This is a genomic window from Francisella adeliensis (assembly GCF_003290445.1).
Classification (GTDB): domain Bacteria; phylum Pseudomonadota; class Gammaproteobacteria; order Francisellales; family Francisellaceae; genus Francisella; species Francisella adeliensis.
On record NZ_CP021781.1, the window covers coordinates 208,518 to 229,830 of the forward strand.

Here is a 21,313-nt window from a genome sequence, read left to right on the forward strand (position 1 = left end):
ATTAACTATACGATATATAAATTGAAAAATCTATTAAATAGCTTTTAAGTTGTAAGAAAAATCAAGCTTTTTCAAAAACACTGAAGTCAAATTCAAATTCATTTTTGCTGTCTTGAGCAAAGTTTTTATGAGCTATTCGTTTGTATTTTTGTTCGTTCCATTTAGGGAAAAAAGCATCTAAGTTTGTTAGTTCGGCGTTTACTTTTGTTATATATAATCTATCGGCATGCGGTAAAAACTCACTATAAATTTGAGCACCACCAATTATAAATATTTCGTAGTGAGGTTTTGATTTTGCAAAGTTTAGTATTTCTTGCACACTATTTATAATTAAGCACTTTTCTTGCGTGTATTCTTTGTCCCTAGTTAGGATTATGTTTTTGCGATTAGGTAAGGGGCGGCCGATTGATTCAAAAGTTTTTCTGCCCATTACTATATAATTATGTTCTGTTATTTTTTTGAAATTTTTTAAATCTTCTGATAGCTTCCAAGCAAGAGTGTTTTCTCTGCCTATGCCAAAATTTTTATCGTAAGCGACTATTAAAGAGATCATGATTTTATGGGTAAGGATTTTTTTATTATTGTAACATTTTATATATTAATTTCGTCCAATAATTAAGAGATATTGTTAATATTTGTTTTTTGTACGAGTTTAAGTGTGATAGAATATGCGGGCTTAAGTTTTAAAACTGAGTAATTGTTTAATTAAAAAATCATGTATCTTAAAATTTAAAAATATGATTTCAAAGGGTGTCTATAGTGGATATTTGAAGTCATAAAGGTACTAGATATAACCCAAATAAGGAAAATAAAATGTCTTTAATGAAAGAAATGTTAGAAGCTGGTGTTCACTTTGGTCACAAAAAAGCTTTCTGGAATCCTCAAATGAATGAATTCATCTTTGGTATTAACCATGGTGTTCATATTATCAATCTTGAGAAATCAGTTCCATTATTCCAAGATGCAGTAAACTTTGTTGGTAAAACTGTAGCTAATGGCGGTAAAGTTATGTTTGTTGGCACAAAGCGTCAAGCTCAAAACATTATCGAAGAGCAAGCTACTAGATGTGGTATGCCGTTTGTAAGCCACAGATGGTTAGGTGGAATGCTTACTAACTACAAAACAGTTAAGCAATCTATCAAAAGATTAGCGCAGTTAGAGAAAATGAGAGACGATGGTACTTTTGAATCTTTAACTAAAAAAGAAATGCTACAAAACATGAGAACTATCGAGAAGCTTGAAAAAGTTCTTGGTGGTATTAAAGAAATGGGTGGTATTCCTGATGCAATCGTTGTTATTGATAGTAATAAAGAGCACATCGCTATTCAAGAAGCTCAAAAATTAGGTATTAAAGTAGTGTCTGTTGTAGATACTAACTCAAACCCTGAAGGTATTGACTATATTATTCCTGGTAATGATGATGCTGTTAAAGCAATCACATTCTATATGAATAAGTTTGCTGACGCTATTATTGATGCTCAAGGTTTAGATAGAGCAGTAGTAGCTAAAGGTGAAGAAGTACAAGAACAACAAGCTAACTAAATAGGATTTATAAAACAATGTCTAATATTTCTGCTAAATTAGTAAAAGAACTTAGAGAAAGAACTGGTGCTGGCATGATGGAGTGTAAAAAAGCTCTAGTTGCTACTGAAGGTGATATTGAAAAAGCTGCTGAAGAGATGAGAATTTCTGGACAAGCAAAAGCTGATAAGAAAGCGTCTCGTGTTGCTGCTGAAGGTGTAGTTGAAGCTTATGCTGCTGATGGCAGAGCTGTTTTGATTGAGATCAACTCAGAGACTGACTTTGTAGCTCGTGATGATAGCTTTAAAGCATTTGCTACTGCTGCTGTAAAAGCTGCACATGCTGCTAATGCTAAAACTATAGAAGCGGTTCTAGAAGCTGATATGGGTGGCGAAACTGTTGAGCAAGCTAGAAAAAATCTAGTTGCTAAAATAGGTGAAAACATTCAGGTTCGTAGAATGAAAGCTGTAGAAGCTGAAACTTTAGGAGCTTATGTTCATGGTGGTAAAATCGGTGTTGTTGCTGCATTAGAAGGCGGTAGTGAAGATCTTGCTAAAGATATCGCTATGCATGTTGCTGCAGTAAACCCTATGGTTGTATCTGGTGAAGATGTTCCTGCAGATGTAGTGGCTAAAGAAAAAGAAATTTTCACAGCTCAAGCAAAAGAAAGTGGTAAGCCTGCTGAAATCATCGAAAAAATGATTGGTGGTAGAATCCGTAAGTTCTTGGATGAAGTTGCACTTTTAGGTCAAGCTTTCGTTAAAGATCCAAATGTAAAGGTTGAACAACTTGTTAAGCAAAATAATGCTAAAGTTGTAAGCTTTATCCGTCTGGATGTTGGTGAAGGTATTGAGAAAAAAGAAGAAGACTTTGCTGCTGAGGTAATGAACCAAATTAAAGGTTAATATATGTCTAGCGATACGCAAGATCTATCTAAAAATGCTCCCAAGCTTAAAAGAATTCTTATTAAGCTTAGTGGAGAATCACTTTCTGCAGATCAAAGCTTTGGAATAAGCGTTGATTCTGCAAAACCTATCCTTAAACAAATCAAAACTCTTGTGGGTTCAGGAATTGAGGTTGCTATAGTTATTGGTGGTGGAAATATTCTGCGAGGAGGTAGGGCTGATTTTGGTGACAAAATACGCCGAGCTACAGCTGACTCAATGGGTATGATTGCTACTATGATAAATGCTCTTGCTTTACGCGATATGTTGATAAGCGAGGGTGTTGATACCGAGATTTTTTCAGCAAAAGGAGTTGATGGTTTGATAAAATCAGCCTCAGCTCATGAGTTTAATCAAGTTATGGCTTGTGGTAAGGTTGTAGTTTTTGCTGGTGGCACAGGTAACCCCTACGTTACTACAGATACTACAGCAAGCTTGCGTGCTATAGAGATTGGTGCAGATGCATTGCTAAAAGCAACTACAGTTGATGGTGTGTATGATAGGGATCCTAATAAGCACTCTGATGCTAAGCGCTACGAGTCAATAAGTTTTGATGAGATTGTTGCAAAAGAGTTAAGCGTGATGGATTTGGGAGCATTTACACAATGTAGAGATTTTAATCTACCAATATATGTGTTTGATATGTCTCAACCTGATGCTTTACTTGATGCGGTAACTACCTCTAAGTATGGTACCTGGGTTGGTTTAGGTTAAATTTTAAAAGGAAATTTTTAATATGATTAACGAAATTCTTCAAGATGCTGAAGTTCGTATGAATAAGTCTTTGGATGTTTTGGCTGATGATTTGGCTAAAATTAGAACAGGTCGAGCACATCCGGATATTTTAGCTCATGTGACTATAGATTATTATGGCACTCCAACTTCGATTACTCAGGTTGCTAATGTTAATGTTTTAGATGCTAGAACTTTAGGTATTACCCCGTGGGAAAAAGGGTTGTCTGGTCAAATAGAGAAGGCTATTATTACTTCTGATTTGGGTTTAAACCCTACAAACTTAGGAGATAGTTTGCGAGTACCTATGCCTGCGTTAAATGAAGAGCGTAGAAAAGAGCTTGTGAAACTTGTTAAGTCTGAGACTGAAAGTGGTAGAATTTCTATTCGTAATATTCGTCGTGATGCTAACGGGGATATCAAAGATCTTCTTAAAGAAAAAGAAATCAATGAAGATGAAGCAAAAAGAGCAGAAGCTGGTATTCAAAAAATTACAGATAAAATGATTGCTCAAGCAGATTCTCTGGCTGCTAAAAAAGAGCAGGATTTAATGGCTGTTTAGTCTTTATCTATAATAACTCTTGTATTTCTTATTATCTTTTTTTATCATTTATATAGTCTAATTTTACTGTAGTTATAAATGTCCAAAGCTGAGGAAAACTCACTCAAGCATATTGCTATCATTATGGATGGTAATGGTCGTTGGGCAAAATCACGGTTTAAACCTCGAATATTTGGTCATAGAAAGGCTGTCAAAAGTGTTGATGCTGTTATTGAATATTGTGCGGAAAACGCCATAGAGGTGCTTACACTTTTTGCTTTTGGGAGAGATAATTGGTCACGACCTCAGGATGAGGTTGATGATCTAATGAAGCTTTTTTGTAAAACTCTTGAAGAAAAGAGCCCTAAACTTCATCAAAATAATATAAAGTTAAATGTGATTGGAGATAAGAGTCGCTTATCGCAAGAGCTATTGAAAGAAATTGATGAGTCAGAAGAGCTTACAAGAAATAATAGTGGTTTAAATCTGCGACTAGCTGTTGACTATGCTGGTAGATGGGATATTTTGCAAGCTATACAAAAAATGGTCGAAGATGGAGTTGTGTGTAAGGAAAATGCTAGTTTATTAACAAATTCAAAGCTTGAAAGCTATTTGCTAGCTGGAGAAGTACCGGTTGATTTGCTTATTAGGACAAGTGGAGAAGTTAGGTTGAGTGACTTTATGCTTTGGCAAGTTGCTTATGCTGAAATGTATTTTACAGATGTGATGTGGCCTGATTTTGATAAAGAAGAAATGAAAAAAGCTACAGATTGTTTTTATGGTAGACAACGCCGTTTTGGTCGTAGTGGTGAACAAATTTAAAAAATAAGAGGATTTTATGGGACAAAGAATATTAACTGGGGTAGTTCTTGCGGCTATTATCTTTGCTTTTTTATTGTATGCTACAGATTATTTATTTGGGGTTGGTGTTTTTTTACTGGCTATATTGGCAGCAATAGAATGGTTAAAGTTTGCAAATACTTCTGAGGATAAAATAACAAGAAATCTGGTTATTTTTGGGGTTGCGACATTTGTTGTTTCAGGATTTTTTGAGTATGTTGTGTATGTGTTTCCAGTTTTTTGGTTATATGCAATCTTTAAGCTATCTCAATATGAAAGGAATAAAATAAGTACATTAGATCGTTCACAAATTCTTGTTATGGGTCTTTTTGCTATAGCACCCTTTTGTGCATCATTATATGTTTTGCATAGTAATGGAGTTGCTTGGATATTTATGTTTATCCTTGTTGTTGCAGCAGCAGATAGCGGTGCTTATTTTACAGGCAAGGCTATTGGCAAGAGAAAGATGTTGCCACGCTTAAGTCCAAATAAAACTATTGAAGGTTTGTTGGGCGGGTTGATTTGCTCTGTGCTTGTGTCAGTAGTTTTCTTGTTTTATATGGAGTTAACAGTTACGCAATATATAGCGATGATGATGATAAGTGCTTTAGTGGCAGTACTGTCTGTTATTGGTGATGTCTTTGAAAGTATGATGAAGAGAATTGCTGGTGTCAAAGATAGTGGTAATTTATTGCCTGGGCATGGCGGTGTACTTGATAGGCTTGATGGTTATATGCCGGCATTACCAATTTTTGTATTGCTTGGTTATTTATGTGGCGTGTTTGTGATATAGTGTACACAGTTATTTTGTAGGATTTGATTATGAAAATTCAAATGAAGATACTTGATGAAAAAATCAAGGGCATACCTCAATATGGTACAACGGGTTCAGCAGCTATTGATTTAAATGCTTGTGTTGAAGGTGATGTAGTCTTAAAGCCAGGTGAGTGTAAGCTTGTTGGAACAGGTGTGGCGATTCATGTGGCTGATCCAAACTATGCAGCTTTAATTCTTCCTCGTTCTGGATTGGGGCATAAAAAAGGTTTAGTGCTTGGGAATGGTACAGGGTTGATAGATTCTGATTATCAAGGAGAGCTAAAAGTTTCGTGTTTTAATAGATCTCAGCAAGATATAGTGATAGAGCCTCTAATGAGATTTGCTCAACTGGTTATTGTTCCAGTTGTTCAAGCTGATTTTGAGCTTGTTGATGATTTTACATCAGACTCAAGTCGTGGAGCTGGTGGATTTGGCCATACAGGAGCCTAAAGATGTTTTTGAATTTACCTAATATTCTAACTTTTGGTAGGTTGTTGCTTATACCATTTATTCTGATTTGTTTTTATTACCCGTTTCCGCATCATCATGGTGTAACAGCGACTTTGTTTTTGCTTGGTGCAGCTACAGATTGGTTGGATGGTTATTTAGCTCGTAAGTGGGAGCAAACAAGCAAGCTTGGTGCATTTTTAGATCCAGTTGCTGACAAGCTTATAGTTGCAACTGCTTTATGTTTATTTATAGAAATGTACCCTTATTGGTGGGCTACTATACCTGCAATTGCAATGATTTGTCGTGAGATATTGGTCTCAGCTTTAAGAGAGTGGATGGCAGAGCTTGGTCAGCGTAGTGTTGTTAAGGTTGGGATTTGGGGCAAAGTAAAAACCAGTGCTCAAATGGCAGCGTTATTTATATTTCTTATTAAGCCAGCAATTAATTTTGAGAAGGGGGTTGATTACTCAAGCTTCAATACTTGGTTTATTTTTCTGGGCTTTTTGATGCTATATATAGCTGTTATTTTAACAGTATATTCTATGTGTAATTATCTGTACGTGGCATTTAAAGCTGTTTTTGGAAAAAACAAGTCACAAGAGCTATAAGGCTTTTGAGCCTATACTTTATGTTGTCATATTTTTATTATCTGTTACCATTTAGGCAATCAGAAGTTTATAAAACATAAATCAGATGTTAGCAAATATTAAGTTAGATTATAAGAGGTTCGTATCTCTTCAGCTTATACTAATAATTATTGGGTTTTTGATAGTTTCATCTATGTATGGTCTAGTCTATGCAAAATCTTTTTTAATGGGCTCTCTGCTAATGTTTCTGGCAAATTTTTTATTCTTTTTTCGTCTTTTTATAAGTAAGCAGTTTTCCCCGGGAGTGGAAATACTGATATTTTATATGAGTGAGTTTTTAAAGCTCTGTATAGTCGCTATTGTTACAATTATGTTAGCTATTTATATAAAACCAAAATTATTTGCTTACATTTTTGGATTAGTTTTGCTACAATTAGTAGTGTGTTTTGTGCCTATCTTAACTAAAAAAGTTAGATAGGCGCTTTTATGTTATAGTTTAAAAGTTTTTAATAATTGGTGGAATACTAATGGCAAATACAGAAGCTGGGGCTCAAGTTGCAACTAATTATGTTCAACATCACTTGCATCATTGGCAAGTTTCTTTAGGTGAAGGTGCTTTTTGGCAGCTAAACGTTGATTCTCTTCTTGTAAGCTCTATTTTAGGTGCATTATTTGTGCTTGTTATGTTTGTGGCGGCAAGAAAAGCAAATTCAGGAGTTCCTGGAAAGTTTCAAAATATGATTGAAGCTGTTTGGGAATGGATGGATGGATTGGTTGCAGAAAACTATCAGTTTAATCGTAATTTCGTTACACCTCTTGCTCTTACAATATTTGTTTGGGTTGTGCTTATGAATCTCATGGATTTATTACCAGTAGATTTGTTTGGATGGATTATTAGCTTCTTTACAAATAGTCATGAAGTTTACTTTAGAGTTGTTCCAACAGCAGATCCAAATGTCACGTTTGCTATGTCATTTGCTGTATTTTTCTTGGTCATATTTTACAATATCAGAGCAAAAGGTTTTGGTTTATTTAAAGAGATCTTAAGTGCACCATTTGGTATATGGTTATTCCCACTAAATATTTTCTTTAGACTTATTGATGAAGTGGTTAAGCCAGTTTCACTTTCACTACGTTTATTCGGTAATATATTTGCTGGTGAATTAATATTTATTTTGATAGCATTGTTGCCATGGTGGTTTCAATGGTCGCTTGGTGGAATATGGGCAATATTCCATATACTAATAGTATTAATCCAAGCATTTGTATTTATGATGTTGACTGTGGTGTACTTGAATATGGCACAAGAAGCGCATTAAAGAAGTTAAATTAACCGTAAAATCTATAAATTAAAAACAGGAGAAATAAAAATGGATATGTCTTTACAAGTTTTAGGAAACTTAAATGGTTTAACAGCGATAGCAGTAGCGTTATTGATATCTTTACCAGCATTAGGTACAGCGATTGGTTTTGGTGTGCTAGGTGGTAAATATCTTGAAGGTGTTGCAAGGCAGCCTGAGCTAGGTGGTATGCTACTTGGCCGTATGTTTATTGTTGCAGCATTCGTTGATGCGTTCGCAGCGATTTCAATTGCTATTGGTTTCTTAGTTCTTTATGCAAACCCACTAGCTATACCAGGTTTAGCTGAAGCAGCTACTAAAGTTGTTGGCGCGTAGTTAAAATTATAAGTTTCATTATCTAAAGGATAAGTAGATGGATATCAATATTACCCTAGTCGGTCAAATGATAACATTTGCAATCTTCGTTGTGTTTACAATGAAGTTTGTATGGCCGCCACTGCGTAAAGCTTTAGACGAGCGTAGAGAAAAGATAGCGGATGGATTAGCTTCTGCAGACAGAGCTTCACGAGAGCTTGAAGTTGCAAAGCGTCAGTCAGCTGAAGTTCTAAACGAAGCAAAAGCAAAGGCGACAGAAATACTTGAAAGTGCTTACTCAAGAGCTCATAAAGTTGATGAGCAAGCTAAAGAAGAAGCTATCGTAGCTGCAGACAAAATCAAGAGTATGGCAATGTCAGAAATTGAACAAGAAAAAGTTAAAGCTAGAGAAGAGCTTAAAGATGAGCTTGTTACATTGGCAATGGCTGGAGCAAGTAAAATTATATCAGCGCAAGTTGATGAAGAATCAAGCAATAAAATCTTAAAAGATTTTGTGGCAAATGTTTAATTAGTAGGTGATAGTATATGGCTAGTATGACTATAATTGCGAAACCTTATGCAAAAGCAGCATATGAATTCGCTAGTGAGCAGAATGCTGTAGATCAGTGGGCTAAAGAGTTAACTAGTTTTTCTCAAGTTGTTGAAAGTAAAGCAATTGCTCAAATTATTATGAGTCCAATGATATCTCAATCTGAGATTGTTAAGGCTACAAAAAAAGATCTTGATTCAAACTTTGCTAATTTTCTTGCATTATTGGCAGAAAACAATAGGCTTGAAGTTTTGCCTAGTATAGCAATAGAATTCCAGGCTCTAAAAAATGCTCAATCTAATAATAAAGCGGCGTTGGTAACTTTGGCTTATAAGGCTGATAAAACTATGCTGAAAAATCTTAAAGCTAGTTTAGAGAAGAGATTTAACTGTTCAGTAGAACTAGATGTCAAAATTGATGAGTCATTGATAGGTGGAGCAATAGTAAGAGTTGGTGATACGGTTATAGATGATTCTGTATCTGGTCGTTTAGAAAAAATGAAAAGTATTTTATTATCATAAAATTTATAGGAAATAAGTATGCAACTAAGTCCTTCAGAGATTAGTGGTCTAATCAAACAAAGAATCGAAAAGTTCGATGATACTATCGAACTAAAATCAGAGGGTACAATAGTAAGTGTATCTGATGGTATTGTTACAATTTATGGTTTAAATGATGTTACAGCTGGCGAGATGATAAAGCTTCCAGGTGATATCTATGGTCTAGCATTAAACTTAAATACTGACTCTGTTGGAGCTGTTGTTTTAGGTGAGTATGACAACATCAGTGAAGGCGATAAAGCTTACTGCACAGGTAGAATCCTTGAAGTGCCAGTAGGTAACGAGCTTTTAGGAAGAGTTGTTGACGCTCTTGGTAACCCAATTGATGGTAAAGGTGAAGTTGCAACAGATCTTACATCTCCTATTGAAAAAATTGCACCTGGTGTGATTTGGAGAAAATCAGTTGATCAAGCTTTACAAACAGGTATTAAGTCAATCGATTCAATGGTTCCAATTGGTCGTGGACAGCGTGAACTTATTATTGGTGATAGACAGATTGGTAAAACAGCAATCGCTGTAGACACAATCATTAACCAAAAAGATTCTGGTGTGAAATGTGTTTATGTTGCTATAGGTCAAAAAGCTTCAACAATTGCAAACATTGTAAGACAGTTAGAAGAGCATGATGCTCTTAAGCATACAATTATTGTGGCGGCAACAGCTTCAGATTCAGCAGCACTACAATATATAGCTCCTTATGCGGGTTGTTCTATGGGTGAATACTTCCGTGATCGTGGTGAAGATGCTCTTATAATATATGATGATTTGACTAAACAGGCTTGGGCTTATAGACAAATTTCATTGCTACTAAGAAGACCACCTGGTCGTGAAGCATACCCTGGTGATGTATTTTATCTTCACTCAAGACTTCTTGAAAGAGCAGCTAGAGTAAATGAAGAGTGGGTTGAAAAACATACTAATGGTGAAGTGAAAGGTAAAACTGGTTCACTTACTGCATTACCTATAATTGAAACACAAGCTGGTGATATTTCAGCATTTGTACCTACAAATGTAATTTCAATTACAGATGGACAGATTTTCTTAGAAACTGACCTGTTTAACTCAGGTTTAAGACCAGCTATTAACCCAGGAAACTCTGTTTCTCGTGTTGGTGGTGCAGCTCAAACTAAGATTATTAAAAAGCTTGGTGGTGGTATTCGTTTAGCACTTGCACAATTTAGAGAGCTAGAAGCATTCTCACAGTTTGCATCTGACTTAGATGAAGCTACAAGAGCACAGCTAAACAGAGGTGAAAGAGTAACAGAGCTTCTTAAACAGAAGCAATTTTCAACTCTTTCAGTAGCGCTAATGGGCTTATCATTATATGCTGCTGATAATGGTTATTTAGATAGTTTAGCAGTATCTGAGATTATACCTTTTGAATCTGCATTACATGCTTTAGCAGAAGATAAATATGCTGAATTAGTATCGCAAATCAATGCTACGGGTAAATACGATGCAGAAATTGCTGATAAATTAAAAGCAATTGTAGAAGACTGCAAAGCAAATCAAGCTTGGTAGGAGTAGACTATGTCTAATGCTAGAGAAATACGCTCAAAAGTTGCCAGTGTAAAAAATACACAGAAAATCACTGGTGCAATGGAGCTTGTAGCAGCAAGTAAGATGAGAGGAGCTATTGTTAAAATGAACAATGTGCGCCCTTATGTTAACTGTGCTAATACAATTATTAAAAATGTCGTAGCAGCTAGTATTGATTATCCAAACCCTTATCTTTTAGATCGTGAGATCAAAAGAGTTGGCTATATAGTCACTTCAACAGATAGAGGTCTTTGTGGTGGTTTAAATATCAACTTATTTAAGCATATGCTTAAAGACATCAAGAAAAATCTTGATAATAAGGTTGGTGTTGATATTTGTGTGGTGGGAGCGAAAGCTGAGGCATTCTTTAGAAAACTTAAAGGTGTTAATGTTGTAGCTACAGCTCATTATTCTGATAAAGATAAAGAGGGTAGTATCAAAGCAATTAGTGGTGCTGTTAGTGTAATGCTTGAAGAATATATAAGTGGTAAAATTGACCGTATATATTTAAATAGCAATCATTTCGAAAGTACTATTAAGCAAAAGCCAATACAGCAAACACTACTTCCAATACAAGATGTATTCACTGATGAAGAGAAAGAGGCTAATAAAGCAGAAGCTTCTAAAGGTCATTGGGATTATATCTATGAAAGAGATATTGAAGAAGTTCTTAATGCTTTATGTGTAAGATATATCGAAGCGCAAGTTCGTGGAGCTATACTTGAAAATGCAGCATGTGAGCAAGCAGCTCGTATGTTAGCTATGAAAAATGCTACAGACAACGCTGGTGATATTATTGATCAGCTTAATTTAGATTATAACAAAGTAAGACAAGCTATGATTACTCAAGAGCTTGCTGAAATTTGTTCAGGTGCAGCAGCAGTTTAGGAGAGATAAATGAGTACTGGTAAAATTATTCAAGTAATTGGTCCTGTTATCGATGTGGAGTTTTCACGCGATAATACACCAAAAGTATATGAAGCATTAAAAGTAGAAGAGGCATCTCTTGTACTAGAAGTGCAACAACAAATCGGTGATGGTGTAGTTAGAACTATCGCTATGGGTTCAAGTGATGGCTTACGCCGTGGTATGGAAGTTACTAATACTAACGCTCCTATATCAGTACCAATTGGTAAAGGAACACTTGGTAGAATTATGAATGTATTGGGTGAGCCGATTGATGAAGCTGGTCCAGTAGAGCATTCTGAAACTAGATCTATACATCAGGCTCCTCCTGCGTATGATGAACTAGCTTTAAGTACAGAGATTCTAGAAACAGGTATCAAAGTAGTTGATCTTATTTGTCCATTTGCTAAAGGTGGTAAAGTAGGTCTATTCGGTGGTGCTGGTGTTGGTAAGACAGTTACAATGATGGAGCTTATCAACAACATTGCTAAAGAGCATAGTGGATACTCCGTATTTGCGGGTGTAGGCGAAAGAACTCGTGAAGGTAATGATTTCTATTACGAAATGAAAGATTCTAATGTATTAGACAAAGTATCACTTGTTTATGGTCAGATGAATGAGCCACCAGGTAACAGATTAAGAGTAGCTCTTACGGGTCTTACTATTGCAGAAGGATTCCGTGATGAGAAGCGTGATGTATTAATGTTTGTAGATAACATTTATCGTTATACTTTAGCAGGTACTGAAGTATCAGCACTTTTAGGTCGTATGCCTTCAGCTGTGGGTTATCAACCGACACTAGCTGCTGAGATGGGTGCTTTACAAGAGCGTATTACATCTACTAAGACTGGTTCTATTACATCAGTTCAAGCAGTATATGTACCTGCTGATGATTTAACAGATCCATCTCCAGCGACTACATTCTCGCATCTTGATGCTACAATTGTACTTTCAAGACAGATTGCTGAACTTGGTATTTATCCTGCAGTTGATCCACTTGATTCTACTTCAAGACAGTTAGATCCATTGGTAGTAGGTCAAGAGCATTATGAAACTGCTCGTGCTGTACAAAAAACTCTTCAAAGATATAAAGAGCTTAAAGATATTATCGCAATTTTAGGTATGGATGAGCTTTCTGATGAAGATAAAAAGACTGTAGATAGAGCTCGTAAGATTCAAAGATTCTTATCTCAGCCTTTCCATGTTGCAGAAGTATTTACTGGCAATCCTGGTAAGTTTGTACCATTGAAAGATACTATCGCAAGCTTTAAAGCTATCGCAAGTGGTGAATATGATCATTTACCAGAGCAAGCTTTCTATATGGTAGGTTCTATCCAAGAAGCTATTGAAAAAGCAAAAAATCTATAGGTATTAGCGTATGTCTAAAAACTATCTAAAAGTCGATGTAGTTAGCCCACTTGGTTCAGTATTTACAGGCGAGGCTGACATGGTTAGCCTGCGTGGATCTGCTGGAGAGATGGGTATAGCTTATGGGCATACAGAATTACTTTCTACAATGCCCGCGGGTGTTGTAAATATAAGAAAAGATGAGTCTACAGAGGTACTTTATGTATCTGGTGGAATTATTGAAGTAACTCCAAAGCGTGTAACTATAATGGTTGATGATATGGAGAAAGCTGAAAATCTAAATCAAGCTGAAGCTGAAAAAGCTAAAATAAGAGCACAAGAAGCATTAGCTAAGAAAGATGCTTCACAGTTAGATATAGATGCTGCTCATACTAGACTTAAAGAAGCAGACGCTAGACTTAAAGCTCTTAATTCATCTAAGGGTATTTACTATTCTAAAGACTAGTTCTTAGAATTCTTACAGATTCTTTATTTTATCGAGAAATAAAGAATTTCCATTCTTTGATTTTTGAACTATAATATACTTTATAAGTATTAAACTAATAATTTGTGGTTGATGTTTGAAATGGTAGCAAAATTATTTTGGCAGATTTTCTTTGGTGTGGCGATCATCTTGATTGTTATTCTTTCTATTTTGAATACTGACAAAGTTAGTTTCGATTATATATTTGGTACAACAACTCTACCAATTATAGTCCTTATGTCTGTGGCTTTTGTAGTTGGTTTAGTTTTAGGTTCATTTCTTACAAAATTCATACAAATTACTAAAACGTCTGGTGGCGCTAAAAAGTAATGCTGGTTTTAGGCATTGAAAGTTCTTGTGATGAAACGGGTATTGCACTATATGATTATGATAGTAAACAGCTGGTTGCTGATACATTATATAGCCAAATAGAACTACATCAAAACTATGGTGGAGTTGTTCCTGAACTTGCTTCACGAGAGCATATTGCTAAATTAAATGTTCTTACAAAAAAAGTTCTTCAAGATGCTAATGTTAGCTTTGACCAAATTGATTGTATAGCATATACAGCAATGCCTGGTCTAGTTGGAGCTCTAATGGTAGGTGCTACTTTTGCAAAAACTTTAGGTATGATTAATAACATATCTACTCTTGCTATACATCATCTTGAAGGGCACTTATTATCTCCTCTGCTTGATAGTGAAAATCAAATTGAATACCCATTTGTCGCACTTTTAGTATCAGGTGGCCATACTCAACTTTTTGAAGTTAGAAATTTTGGAGAGTACTCTTTGCTTGGAGAGTCAATAGATGATGCTGTTGGAGAAGCTTTTGATAAAACGGCCAAAATGCTTGGAATGTCTTATCCTGGTGGTGTTGAGGTAGCTAATTTAGCTGAGAAAGCAACGAATAAGAGTAAGTATATTCTTCCTAGACCAATGAAAAATAAACCTAATTTAGATTTTAGCTTTAGTGGTTTGAAAACAGCTGTATTAAATGCTTGGTATAGTGAAAATCAGCAAACTGCAGAAAATAAAGCTAATCTTTGTTATAGTTTTCAAGAGGCTGTAGTTGATGTGTTAGTGACAAAATGTGATAAAGCATTACAGCAAACATCTATCAAGCAACTTGTAGTTTCAGGAGGTGTAAGTGCCAATAAAAAATTGCGCGAAAAGCTAGATAAGTTAGCAACAAATAAATCATATAAAATACAATTTCCGCCTTTAAAATATTGTACAGATAATGGTGCAATGATTGCTCTAGCAGGAGCGCATAGATATGCAAAAGGTTTTAGTGATGATAGCCTTGAGATAAATGTAAAACCTAGAGCTAAGATTTAAGTAGCTAAATCATTATGAATAAAACTCAAATTGGTAGTAAGGCCGAATCTCAAGCTTGCGATTTTTTAAAATATCATGGGATAGAAATACTCGAGCAAAATTTTAAAGCGTTACCATATGGTGAAATAGATATTATTGCATTAGATCAAAATGTTTTAATCTTCGTTGAAGTTAAGTTTCGTAAATCAAATGTCTTTGGTTTTGCTCAAGAAATGGTTACATTGGCCAAACAATCAAAAATCATTAATACAGCAAATATCTTTCTGCAACAGAATGATTTATATCAAGATATAGAGTGTAGATTTGATGTAGTTGCAATTAATAGTAATGATATAAACTGGGTAAAGAATGCCTTTCAAGTGAATTAGTCAATATTGCAAAGGTTTCAAATTATGAAAATCAATTTCTTCAACTTTTAAAGAGGATAGATTATACTTTATAGTGTACGGAGGTATGATTCATGCATAATGTAGTAGCTATAGAGAGATCAAAAATCAAGGGGCTAACCATAATGGAGCTTATGATTGCTGTTGCTATATTTAGTATACTTGCTTCTGTTGCAATTCCAATGTATTCAAACTATGTCACTAGAACTAAAATCGCTAATGAACTCCCTGTATTACATGCTAAAGCACGAGAGATTTATGATTTAAAAAAAAATGGTCGAGATTTTTATATAGGAGGTGAATACCTCACGATAAATGAGTATGGCGCTATAGTAAAAGATATAGGAAATACAGGCAGTAATATAATAGATGGTAATGCTGAAATCATGCTACGCCCAGAACCTGTGCCTGTAGATTCTGTAAGGTGGAGATGTATAGTTTCTGGTACAGATATATCAGAATCAGATGTCCCTAGTCATTGTTTGTATGGTGCAGAATCGTTTTTCACAATACTTAAAGATAATAATATGATAGCTTCGACATCGAATTTTGAATTAGATAATAATCCTGTCTCAGACAATGATTGGGATAGAATCGGTAATGATAGTGAGTTTTTAGGTGATTGGGAAATAGTTGGTGGTGACGAAGAACTTGAGCTTTGGAATGATTTTGACCTAATTTCAGATCGTCGCGACAATGTTGCCGAGCTTGATGGAGATAGTAATGAGCTTGTTGAGCTCACACATGATTTAGCATCACAAAATTTTAAAGATATGCAATTATCGTTTGATTACTTTGCTCGTACAGGTGATGATTCTAGTAATTTTGAGGTCTATCTTGGTGATCAGCTTGTTTATACTCATGATAATTTCACACAATCTTGGCAGTCAATCAATATTGATTTGAGTAATGTGGATAATGCTAGTTCAAGTAAATTAAGGATAAAAGAGGCCGGCATGGATGAAAGTTTGGGAGCATTGATTGATTTAGACTCATTAAAAGTTACTCCTGGACAAATTGTTTAAAATTTACGTTATAGTGATTAAGAGACTTAGTAATCTAATAATCATCTAAACTATTATAGTTATTTTTTATGTGCTATGATTATTTTACAGTCACTTAGGAGTATTGATAAAATGAAAAAGAAATTACTATTAACGACAGCAGGTTTGTTGAGTGCGACTTTAGCACTTAACTCATGTACAACAGCAGCAGTTGCAACTACAGGTTTAGTTTTAGCTGGTACAGCGTTAGCTATTGGTGCTTATAAATGGATGCAGAACCCTGACGCTTACAATGCATATGAAAAAAGTGCTGATACTGTTTATACAGCAGCACAAGATGTTTTAAAAGAAAGTAAATACACTATTACTAGTCAGTCTACTGATGAGAAAAAATCAGAAGTTAAAGCCACATCTCCTAGTGGATCAGCAATAACAATCGTTGTTAAAAAAGATAATGCTGATCAGTCTGAGATTTTTATCAAGGATGATAGTAAAGCTACTGCTACAATAATTCTAAATAAGATTAACTCTGCTTTAGATGCTGAGCAAGCTTCATATGATAAAAATAGTGAAGCTAAATAAGAGATCACACTAGTCTATTCTTACAACTTTTCTATTGTTCAAATGTATAACATGCTACTATATTGATAATAATATGGTGGCTTTTTTCAGGTGTAAAAAGTTAATAGATGTATTATAATTATAGTAATAAATATTTTTCAATACTTTTGAAACTCCTCAAAAGATTTAAGTAAATTAACAAAAGTGAATTATTAAATGGCAGAACAACAACCGCGTAAAAAACTTTCTTTAGGAAGAAAAACTCTTTCTACTAATAGAACAACAACTATAAGTAATAATCTAAAAACGAAGTTACAAGAGAAGAAAGAAAGTAATATTTCTAGCTTTTTTAAAAAAGCTAATAAAGAAATATCAGGATTATATGCTGAAAGACAAAAAGTTTGTGAGCAAATCACACAGATAGAGCAACGTTTACTTTTTGCTAAAAGTGAGCCACTTCAAGAGTTTTTGTTTGAATTAAAGACTAAAGATTTTGAGCTGCTTTCTCAGATTAATGCTTTAATACAAGCAGCGTAATTATGTATGGTTTTTGTAACTATTTAAAATACAGTTTCAAAAATCTCTTTGATGCCTTTTTTAGCAAGACCTAGCATTTTAGCAAACTCTTCTTCTGAAAAGTCTTTACCTTCTGCTGTACCTTGAATCTCAATCATACCACCTTCAGAATTCATTACTACATTCATATCTGTCTCAGCATTTGAGTCTTCATCATAGTCAAGATCTAGTACTGGCTCGCCATTATAAACACCAACAGAAATAGCAGCAACTTGAGCAACTAATGGTTTTGCATCTTCTGCTATTTTGCCATTTGCTTTCATATATTCTATAGCATCTTTGATAGCTAATGATGCACCTGTGATAGAAGCTGTACGTGTACCACCATCTGCTTGAAGTACATCGCAATCAACACGGATAGTATTTTCACCAACTTGTGTTAAATCTAAGCTTGCACGCAAAGCTCTACCGATTAAGCGTTGAATCTCTTGAGTACGACCTGATTGCTTACCACGAGCAGCTTCACGATCCATACGAGTATGAGTTGAGCGAGGTAGCATACCGTATTCAGCGGTTAGCCAACCTTCACCAGAATCTTTTTTAAACCTTGGAACACCTGGTGTTACAGATGCTGTACAAAGTACCTTAGTATCACCAAACTCTACAAGTACAGAGCCTTCAGCATGCTTTGTAAATTGATGTGTGATTTTTACATTTCTTAATTGATCATTATCTCTACCGCTTGGACGCATTTTTTAAATCCTTTTTGATTAGTTTTATAGCCTTATATAGAATATAATTATACAAATCGAAAATGAAATAAGATACCTTAAACCTCGAGGTATTTGATAATAAATGAAAATAATAGATAAAACTGTATTAGATAAGCCTCAAAGATTCTGGCTCAATGACGCTAAGAATTTAGTTACAAGTTTGACTAAATTTTATGGTGCTATAAGTTTGGAGAAAATATCGCAAAAATTTGATGATATAACAGCATTTGAAAAAGATTTACTAAAAATTGAAAGCTCAGATGAATTAGCACTTGTCAGAGAAATATCACTTTCAAATTCTAACGACAAGTTTGTCTATGCTCGAACTATTGTTCCAAATAATACTTATAAGCATTTTATGAATGAATTAGAATCATTAGGCACTAAACCAATAGGAGATAACTTATTATTTGATAAAGCAAAGTTTGATAGGAATGAGTTCATTATTCGTAAGCTCTCAGGTCTAGAGTTTCAAGGTGAAACAAATCAACAAGCTTCATCAGATATATTCTCTCGTAGCTCTGTATTTGAGTATAAAAACAACCCAAAGCTTAAACTTTTAATCACAGAATATTTTTTAATATTACCACAGCAGTATGGCAATGAATAAAGAAAAACTCCAAGCATATATAATGCTAATGCGACTTCATCGTCCGGTACCGATTCTACTAATCTTATGGCCAACTTTGACAGCTTTAGTACTAGCAAGTCATGGCTTCCCAAGTTTTAAGTTGCTGATTATATTTACAGCCGGTGTGGTTCTGATGCGTACAGTTGGTTGTATTGTCAACGATATTGCAGATAGAGATTTTGATAAGCATGTTGCTCGCACAAATACACGCCCATTAACAAGTGGAAAACTTACCGTTAAAAATGCGATTACACTCTGTTTAGTATTAACTATTGTAGCTTTTATATGCGTGTTATTTTTAAATGTTTTCACTATATCATTATCATTTGTAGCTTTATTTTTGGCGATACTTTACCCATTTTGTAAAAGGTTTTTTGCTTTACCTCAACTAGTACTTGGATTAGCATTTAATTTTGGGATATTCATGGCTTTTTCAGCTATACAAAATTCCGTGCAGTTAGAAGCTTGGATTTTTTATTTTGCGACTATATGTTGGACTATTGCGTATGATACCGTATATGCTTTAGCTGATAGAGAGTTTGATTTAGAAATAGGAGTGAAATCTTCAGCTGTAACTTTTGGTGGGAATGTTTTTAAGTATATTTTTGCTTTTAATCTTTTAGCCTTATTATTTTTAGTAATTCTTGGAATATATTGTGATTTTAATCTCATTTATTATCTAGGGATTGTTATTTCGGGAGTATTCTTTGTAAGAAATTATCGTATATATAAAAAGCTAGGAATTGCAAATTGTATAAAAGCTTTTTCAGATAATCACTGGGTAGGTTTAGTGCTATTTGTAGTTATCTTACTGCAATACTGTTAGACTAGTTTAAACTTCAAAACATAATATAAACAATAGGGTTTCAATATGGAATATATAGATATACTTGGCTGGATAGCATGTATTATAACGATAATTTACACAGCATTAGGATTGCCAGTTCAAGTTAAGAAGAATTATGAACTTGGCTCTACAGAAGGTTTATCACTATTTTTATTTTGTTTTTTATTTTTAACATTTACATCATGGGTAGTTTATGGTTTTTGTAAGCCGGATTGGTTTATAGTTGTACCTAATGGTCTAGGTGCTATATTCGCATTAGTTATTGTAATTCAAATAATCTACTATGGAAATAAAAATAAATAAGGGTCTACGATGAATATTAATCAAGAAAATGTTTCTGAAATATTAGAAAAAAACTCAACAATAAATACATTCTCAAAACCACAGCTATGTTCTAAAATCCTCCATTTTGGTGTGGGAGGCTTTCACCGTGCTCATCAAGCTGTTTATACTGCTGAGGCAATGGATCATAGTAAAGATTATAGTTGGGGGATTACAGGAGTTGGGATATTAGCTAGTGATAAAACTATGGCAGATATTCTGAAAGCTCAAGATTATAATTATTCATTGATGATAAAACCATATAAAGAGAAAAGCTCTCTAAGTATAGTTAATACTATCTCGAACTATATCCATGCTTATAATAACTATGAAGATTTAAGAAAGGCATCAAAAAATAATGATTTAGCAATCATATCTATGACGGTAACAGAGGGTGGATATAATATTGATCCAAATACAGGTAAGTTTGATTGGAATAATGATAATATCAAGTTTGATATAGAAAACTTTAATACTCCAAAAACTATTTTTGGGTTCTTAGCATTGTGTTTAAGAGAAAGAAAATTAAATAATCAGGCTGGAGTAACTTTACTTAGTTGTGACAATGTTCAGCATAATGGTAGGGTTTTAGAGTATACATTATTAGAGTTTCTGTCAAAGCAAGATCAGAATCTTAAAAATTGGGTTAAAGAAAAATGTAGTTTTCCAAACTCAATGGTTGATCGTATAACTCCTAAAACAGCTGATGAAGATAAAAAAACTATATCACAAGATTTTGGTATAGAAGACCAGTGGCCAGTAGTTTGTGAACCATTTACACAGTGGGTAGTAGAAGATAAGTTTGTTACTGGAAGACCTCGTTGGGAAGATGTTGGAGCTCAATTTGTGAAAGATGTATCACCTTACGAAAAGATGAAACTGCGTTTGTTAAATTCATCTCATCAGGCTTTAGCATATATAGGATATTTACATGGCTACCGCTATGTTCATGAATCAGCTCAGGATGAAACTATTCAAAAATTTTTACTAAATTATATGAAAAATGAAGTGGAAGTTACTCTTGATAGTGTTCCTGGAATAGATCTTGATGAGTACCAAAAATCTGTTATTGATAGGTTTGCAAACCCAAATATTGCAGATACACTACAAAGAATATGTGAATTTACTAGTGATAGAATTCCAGTGTTTAATCTCCCTATTATTCATGAGCAATTAAATCAAAGTAAAACCCTAAAATTATCAGCATTGATAGTTGCTTCGTGGAGAGTATACCTTGAAGGATTCGATGAGAGGGGTGAAAAAATTGATGTTGTGGATAATAAAAAAGATTTCTTATTAGACTTTATTGCTAAAAATGATAATCCTTTAGATTTTATAAAGATTAAAGAAATATTCCATGATATAGCAAGTGATGAAAAGTTTGTAGGAGATTATCTAAAAGCTTTTGAAGCAATAAAGCAAGAAGGTGCTTTAGGTGCTATAGCAAAAATACTATAAATAC

At 34.3% G+C, this 21,313-nt stretch carries 29 protein-coding genes; 27 read left to right on the forward strand and 2 right to left on the reverse strand.

The genetic code is table 11. From position 1 onward, the window contains the following. Positions 1–61 precede the first annotated feature (61 nt). Positions 62–553: a dihydrofolate reductase gene (locus tag CDH04_RS00990; protein WP_112869250.1), complete on the reverse strand. Its 492-nt coding sequence runs from the start codon at positions 551–553 to the stop codon at positions 62–64. A gap of 260 nt (positions 554–813) precedes the next feature. Between CDH04_RS00990 and rpsB the strand changes: the two genes are divergently transcribed. The 23 genes from rpsB to CDH04_RS01105 all read left to right on the forward strand — a co-directional run bounded on the left by rpsB (position 814) and on the right by CDH04_RS01105 (position 17,300). Continuing rightward, positions 814–1,542: a 30S ribosomal protein S2 gene (gene rpsB / locus CDH04_RS00995; RefSeq protein ID WP_112869251.1), complete on the forward strand. Its 729-nt coding sequence runs from the start codon at positions 814–816 to the stop codon at positions 1,540–1,542. Between the two features lie 17 nt (positions 1,543–1,559). Continuing rightward, the gene (gene tsf, locus CDH04_RS01000; protein WP_112869252.1) at positions 1,560–2,426 is read left to right on the forward strand and encodes a translation elongation factor Ts; all 867 of its coding nucleotides are present in this window, start codon (positions 1,560–1,562) and stop codon (positions 2,424–2,426) included. Between the two features lie 3 nt (positions 2,427–2,429). Beyond that, positions 2,430–3,179, forward strand: coding sequence for a UMP kinase (gene pyrH / locus CDH04_RS01005; RefSeq protein WP_112869253.1), 750 nt, complete (start codon positions 2,430–2,432; stop codon positions 3,177–3,179). Positions 3,180–3,201: 22 nt separating this feature from the next. Then, positions 3,202–3,759, forward strand: coding sequence for a ribosome recycling factor (gene frr / locus CDH04_RS01010; protein WP_112869254.1), 558 nt, complete (start codon positions 3,202–3,204; stop codon positions 3,757–3,759). 78 nt (positions 3,760–3,837) lie between these two features. After that, positions 3,838–4,560: a polyprenyl diphosphate synthase gene (gene uppS, locus CDH04_RS01015; RefSeq protein ID WP_112869255.1), complete on the forward strand. Its 723-nt coding sequence runs from the start codon at positions 3,838–3,840 to the stop codon at positions 4,558–4,560. 16 nt (positions 4,561–4,576) lie between these two features. Beyond that, positions 4,577–5,371 carry a phosphatidate cytidylyltransferase gene (locus tag CDH04_RS01020; RefSeq protein ID WP_112869256.1) on the forward strand — a complete coding sequence of 265 codons (795 nt, stop codon included), beginning with the start codon at positions 4,577–4,579 and terminating at the stop codon, positions 5,369–5,371. A gap of 29 nt (positions 5,372–5,400) precedes the next feature. Then, the gene (gene dut, locus CDH04_RS01025; protein ID WP_112869257.1) at positions 5,401–5,844 is read left to right on the forward strand and encodes a dUTP diphosphatase; all 444 of its coding nucleotides are present in this window, start codon (positions 5,401–5,403) and stop codon (positions 5,842–5,844) included. Between the two features lie 2 nt (positions 5,845–5,846). Then, positions 5,847–6,452 carry a CDP-diacylglycerol--glycerol-3-phosphate 3-phosphatidyltransferase gene (pgsA, locus tag CDH04_RS01030; protein WP_112869258.1) on the forward strand — a complete coding sequence of 202 codons (606 nt, stop codon included), beginning with the start codon at positions 5,847–5,849 and terminating at the stop codon, positions 6,450–6,452. An 85-nt stretch (positions 6,453–6,537) separates the two neighbouring features. Next, entirely contained in the window at positions 6,538–6,909 is a 372-nt protein-coding gene (locus CDH04_RS01035) for an ATP synthase subunit I (protein WP_112869259.1), read from the forward strand. Positions 6,910–6,958: 49 nt separating this feature from the next. Beyond that, positions 6,959–7,750 (forward strand): F0F1 ATP synthase subunit A, encoded by a 792-nt coding sequence (atpB, locus tag CDH04_RS01040; protein ID WP_112869260.1) that lies wholly within the window; start codon positions 6,959–6,961, stop codon positions 7,748–7,750. 51 nt (positions 7,751–7,801) lie between these two features. Continuing rightward, positions 7,802–8,107 (forward strand): F0F1 ATP synthase subunit B, encoded by a 306-nt coding sequence (locus CDH04_RS01045; protein WP_071663574.1) that lies wholly within the window; start codon positions 7,802–7,804, stop codon positions 8,105–8,107. A 37-nt stretch (positions 8,108–8,144) separates the two neighbouring features. After that, positions 8,145–8,615, forward strand: coding sequence for a F0F1 ATP synthase subunit B (locus tag CDH04_RS01050; protein ID WP_112869261.1), 471 nt, complete (start codon positions 8,145–8,147; stop codon positions 8,613–8,615). Positions 8,616–8,632: 17 nt separating this feature from the next. Then, positions 8,633–9,157 (forward strand): F0F1 ATP synthase subunit delta, encoded by a 525-nt coding sequence (locus CDH04_RS01055; RefSeq protein ID WP_112869262.1) that lies wholly within the window; start codon positions 8,633–8,635, stop codon positions 9,155–9,157. Positions 9,158–9,175: 18 nt separating this feature from the next. Beyond that, positions 9,176–10,717: a F0F1 ATP synthase subunit alpha gene (atpA, locus tag CDH04_RS01060; protein WP_112869263.1), complete on the forward strand. Its 1,542-nt coding sequence runs from the start codon at positions 9,176–9,178 to the stop codon at positions 10,715–10,717. A 9-nt stretch (positions 10,718–10,726) separates the two neighbouring features. Then, entirely contained in the window at positions 10,727–11,623 is an 897-nt protein-coding gene (locus tag CDH04_RS01065) for a F0F1 ATP synthase subunit gamma (RefSeq protein WP_112869264.1), read from the forward strand. A gap of 9 nt (positions 11,624–11,632) precedes the next feature. Further along, a complete protein-coding gene (atpD, locus tag CDH04_RS01070) occupies positions 11,633–13,009 on the forward strand; it encodes a F0F1 ATP synthase subunit beta (RefSeq protein WP_112869265.1) in 1,377 nt (458 codons plus the stop codon). A gap of 10 nt (positions 13,010–13,019) precedes the next feature. After that, a complete protein-coding gene (locus tag CDH04_RS01075; protein ID WP_112869266.1) occupies positions 13,020–13,454 on the forward strand; it encodes a F0F1 ATP synthase subunit epsilon in 435 nt (144 codons plus the stop codon). Between the two features lie 111 nt (positions 13,455–13,565). Further along, positions 13,566–13,802, forward strand: coding sequence for a lipopolysaccharide assembly protein LapA domain-containing protein (locus tag CDH04_RS01080; RefSeq protein WP_112869267.1), 237 nt, complete (start codon positions 13,566–13,568; stop codon positions 13,800–13,802). After that, positions 13,802–14,812, forward strand: a complete 1,011-nt coding sequence (gene tsaD / locus CDH04_RS01085; protein ID WP_112869268.1) for a tRNA (adenosine(37)-N6)-threonylcarbamoyltransferase complex transferase subunit TsaD — start codon at positions 13,802–13,804, stop codon at positions 14,810–14,812. Before CDH04_RS01080 ends, tsaD begins: the two co-directional genes overlap by 1 nt. A gap of 14 nt (positions 14,813–14,826) precedes the next feature. Further along, positions 14,827–15,180, forward strand: coding sequence for a YraN family protein (locus tag CDH04_RS01090; RefSeq protein ID WP_112869269.1), 354 nt, complete (start codon positions 14,827–14,829; stop codon positions 15,178–15,180). 92 nt (positions 15,181–15,272) lie between these two features. Next, positions 15,273–16,223 (forward strand): prepilin-type N-terminal cleavage/methylation domain-containing protein, encoded by a 951-nt coding sequence (locus CDH04_RS01095; protein ID WP_112869270.1) that lies wholly within the window; start codon positions 15,273–15,275, stop codon positions 16,221–16,223. Positions 16,224–16,334: 111 nt separating this feature from the next. Next, on the forward strand, positions 16,335–16,784 hold the full coding sequence (locus CDH04_RS01100) for a DUF3568 family protein (protein WP_162699171.1): 450 nt from the start codon (positions 16,335–16,337) through the stop codon (positions 16,782–16,784). A gap of 195 nt (positions 16,785–16,979) precedes the next feature. Continuing rightward, the gene (locus tag CDH04_RS01105) at positions 16,980–17,300 is read left to right on the forward strand and encodes a hypothetical protein (protein ID WP_112869272.1); all 321 of its coding nucleotides are present in this window, start codon (positions 16,980–16,982) and stop codon (positions 17,298–17,300) included. Between the two features lie 23 nt (positions 17,301–17,323). On the opposite strand, the gene rph is transcribed toward CDH04_RS01105, so the two are convergent. Then, positions 17,324–18,031, reverse strand: coding sequence for a ribonuclease PH (rph, locus tag CDH04_RS01110; RefSeq protein WP_112869273.1), 708 nt, complete (start codon positions 18,029–18,031; stop codon positions 17,324–17,326). A 103-nt stretch (positions 18,032–18,134) separates the two neighbouring features. Between rph and CDH04_RS01115 the strand changes: the two genes are divergently transcribed. From CDH04_RS01115 to CDH04_RS01130, 4 genes are read left to right on the forward strand one after another with little or no spacing between them, the layout of a single operon-like run. Beyond that, on the forward strand, positions 18,135–18,662 hold the full coding sequence (locus CDH04_RS01115) for a chorismate--pyruvate lyase family protein (RefSeq protein ID WP_112869274.1): 528 nt from the start codon (positions 18,135–18,137) through the stop codon (positions 18,660–18,662). Further along, positions 18,655–19,509: a 4-hydroxybenzoate octaprenyltransferase gene (gene ubiA / locus CDH04_RS01120; RefSeq protein WP_112869275.1), complete on the forward strand. Its 855-nt coding sequence runs from the start codon at positions 18,655–18,657 to the stop codon at positions 19,507–19,509. Before CDH04_RS01115 ends, ubiA begins: the two co-directional genes overlap by 8 nt. 45 nt (positions 19,510–19,554) lie before the next feature. Beyond that, a complete protein-coding gene (locus CDH04_RS01125; RefSeq protein WP_112869276.1) occupies positions 19,555–19,833 on the forward strand; it encodes a SemiSWEET family transporter in 279 nt (92 codons plus the stop codon). A gap of 9 nt (positions 19,834–19,842) precedes the next feature. After that, positions 19,843–21,309 (forward strand): mannitol dehydrogenase family protein, encoded by a 1,467-nt coding sequence (locus CDH04_RS01130; RefSeq protein ID WP_112869277.1) that lies wholly within the window; start codon positions 19,843–19,845, stop codon positions 21,307–21,309. Positions 21,310–21,313: the final 4 nt, after the last annotated feature.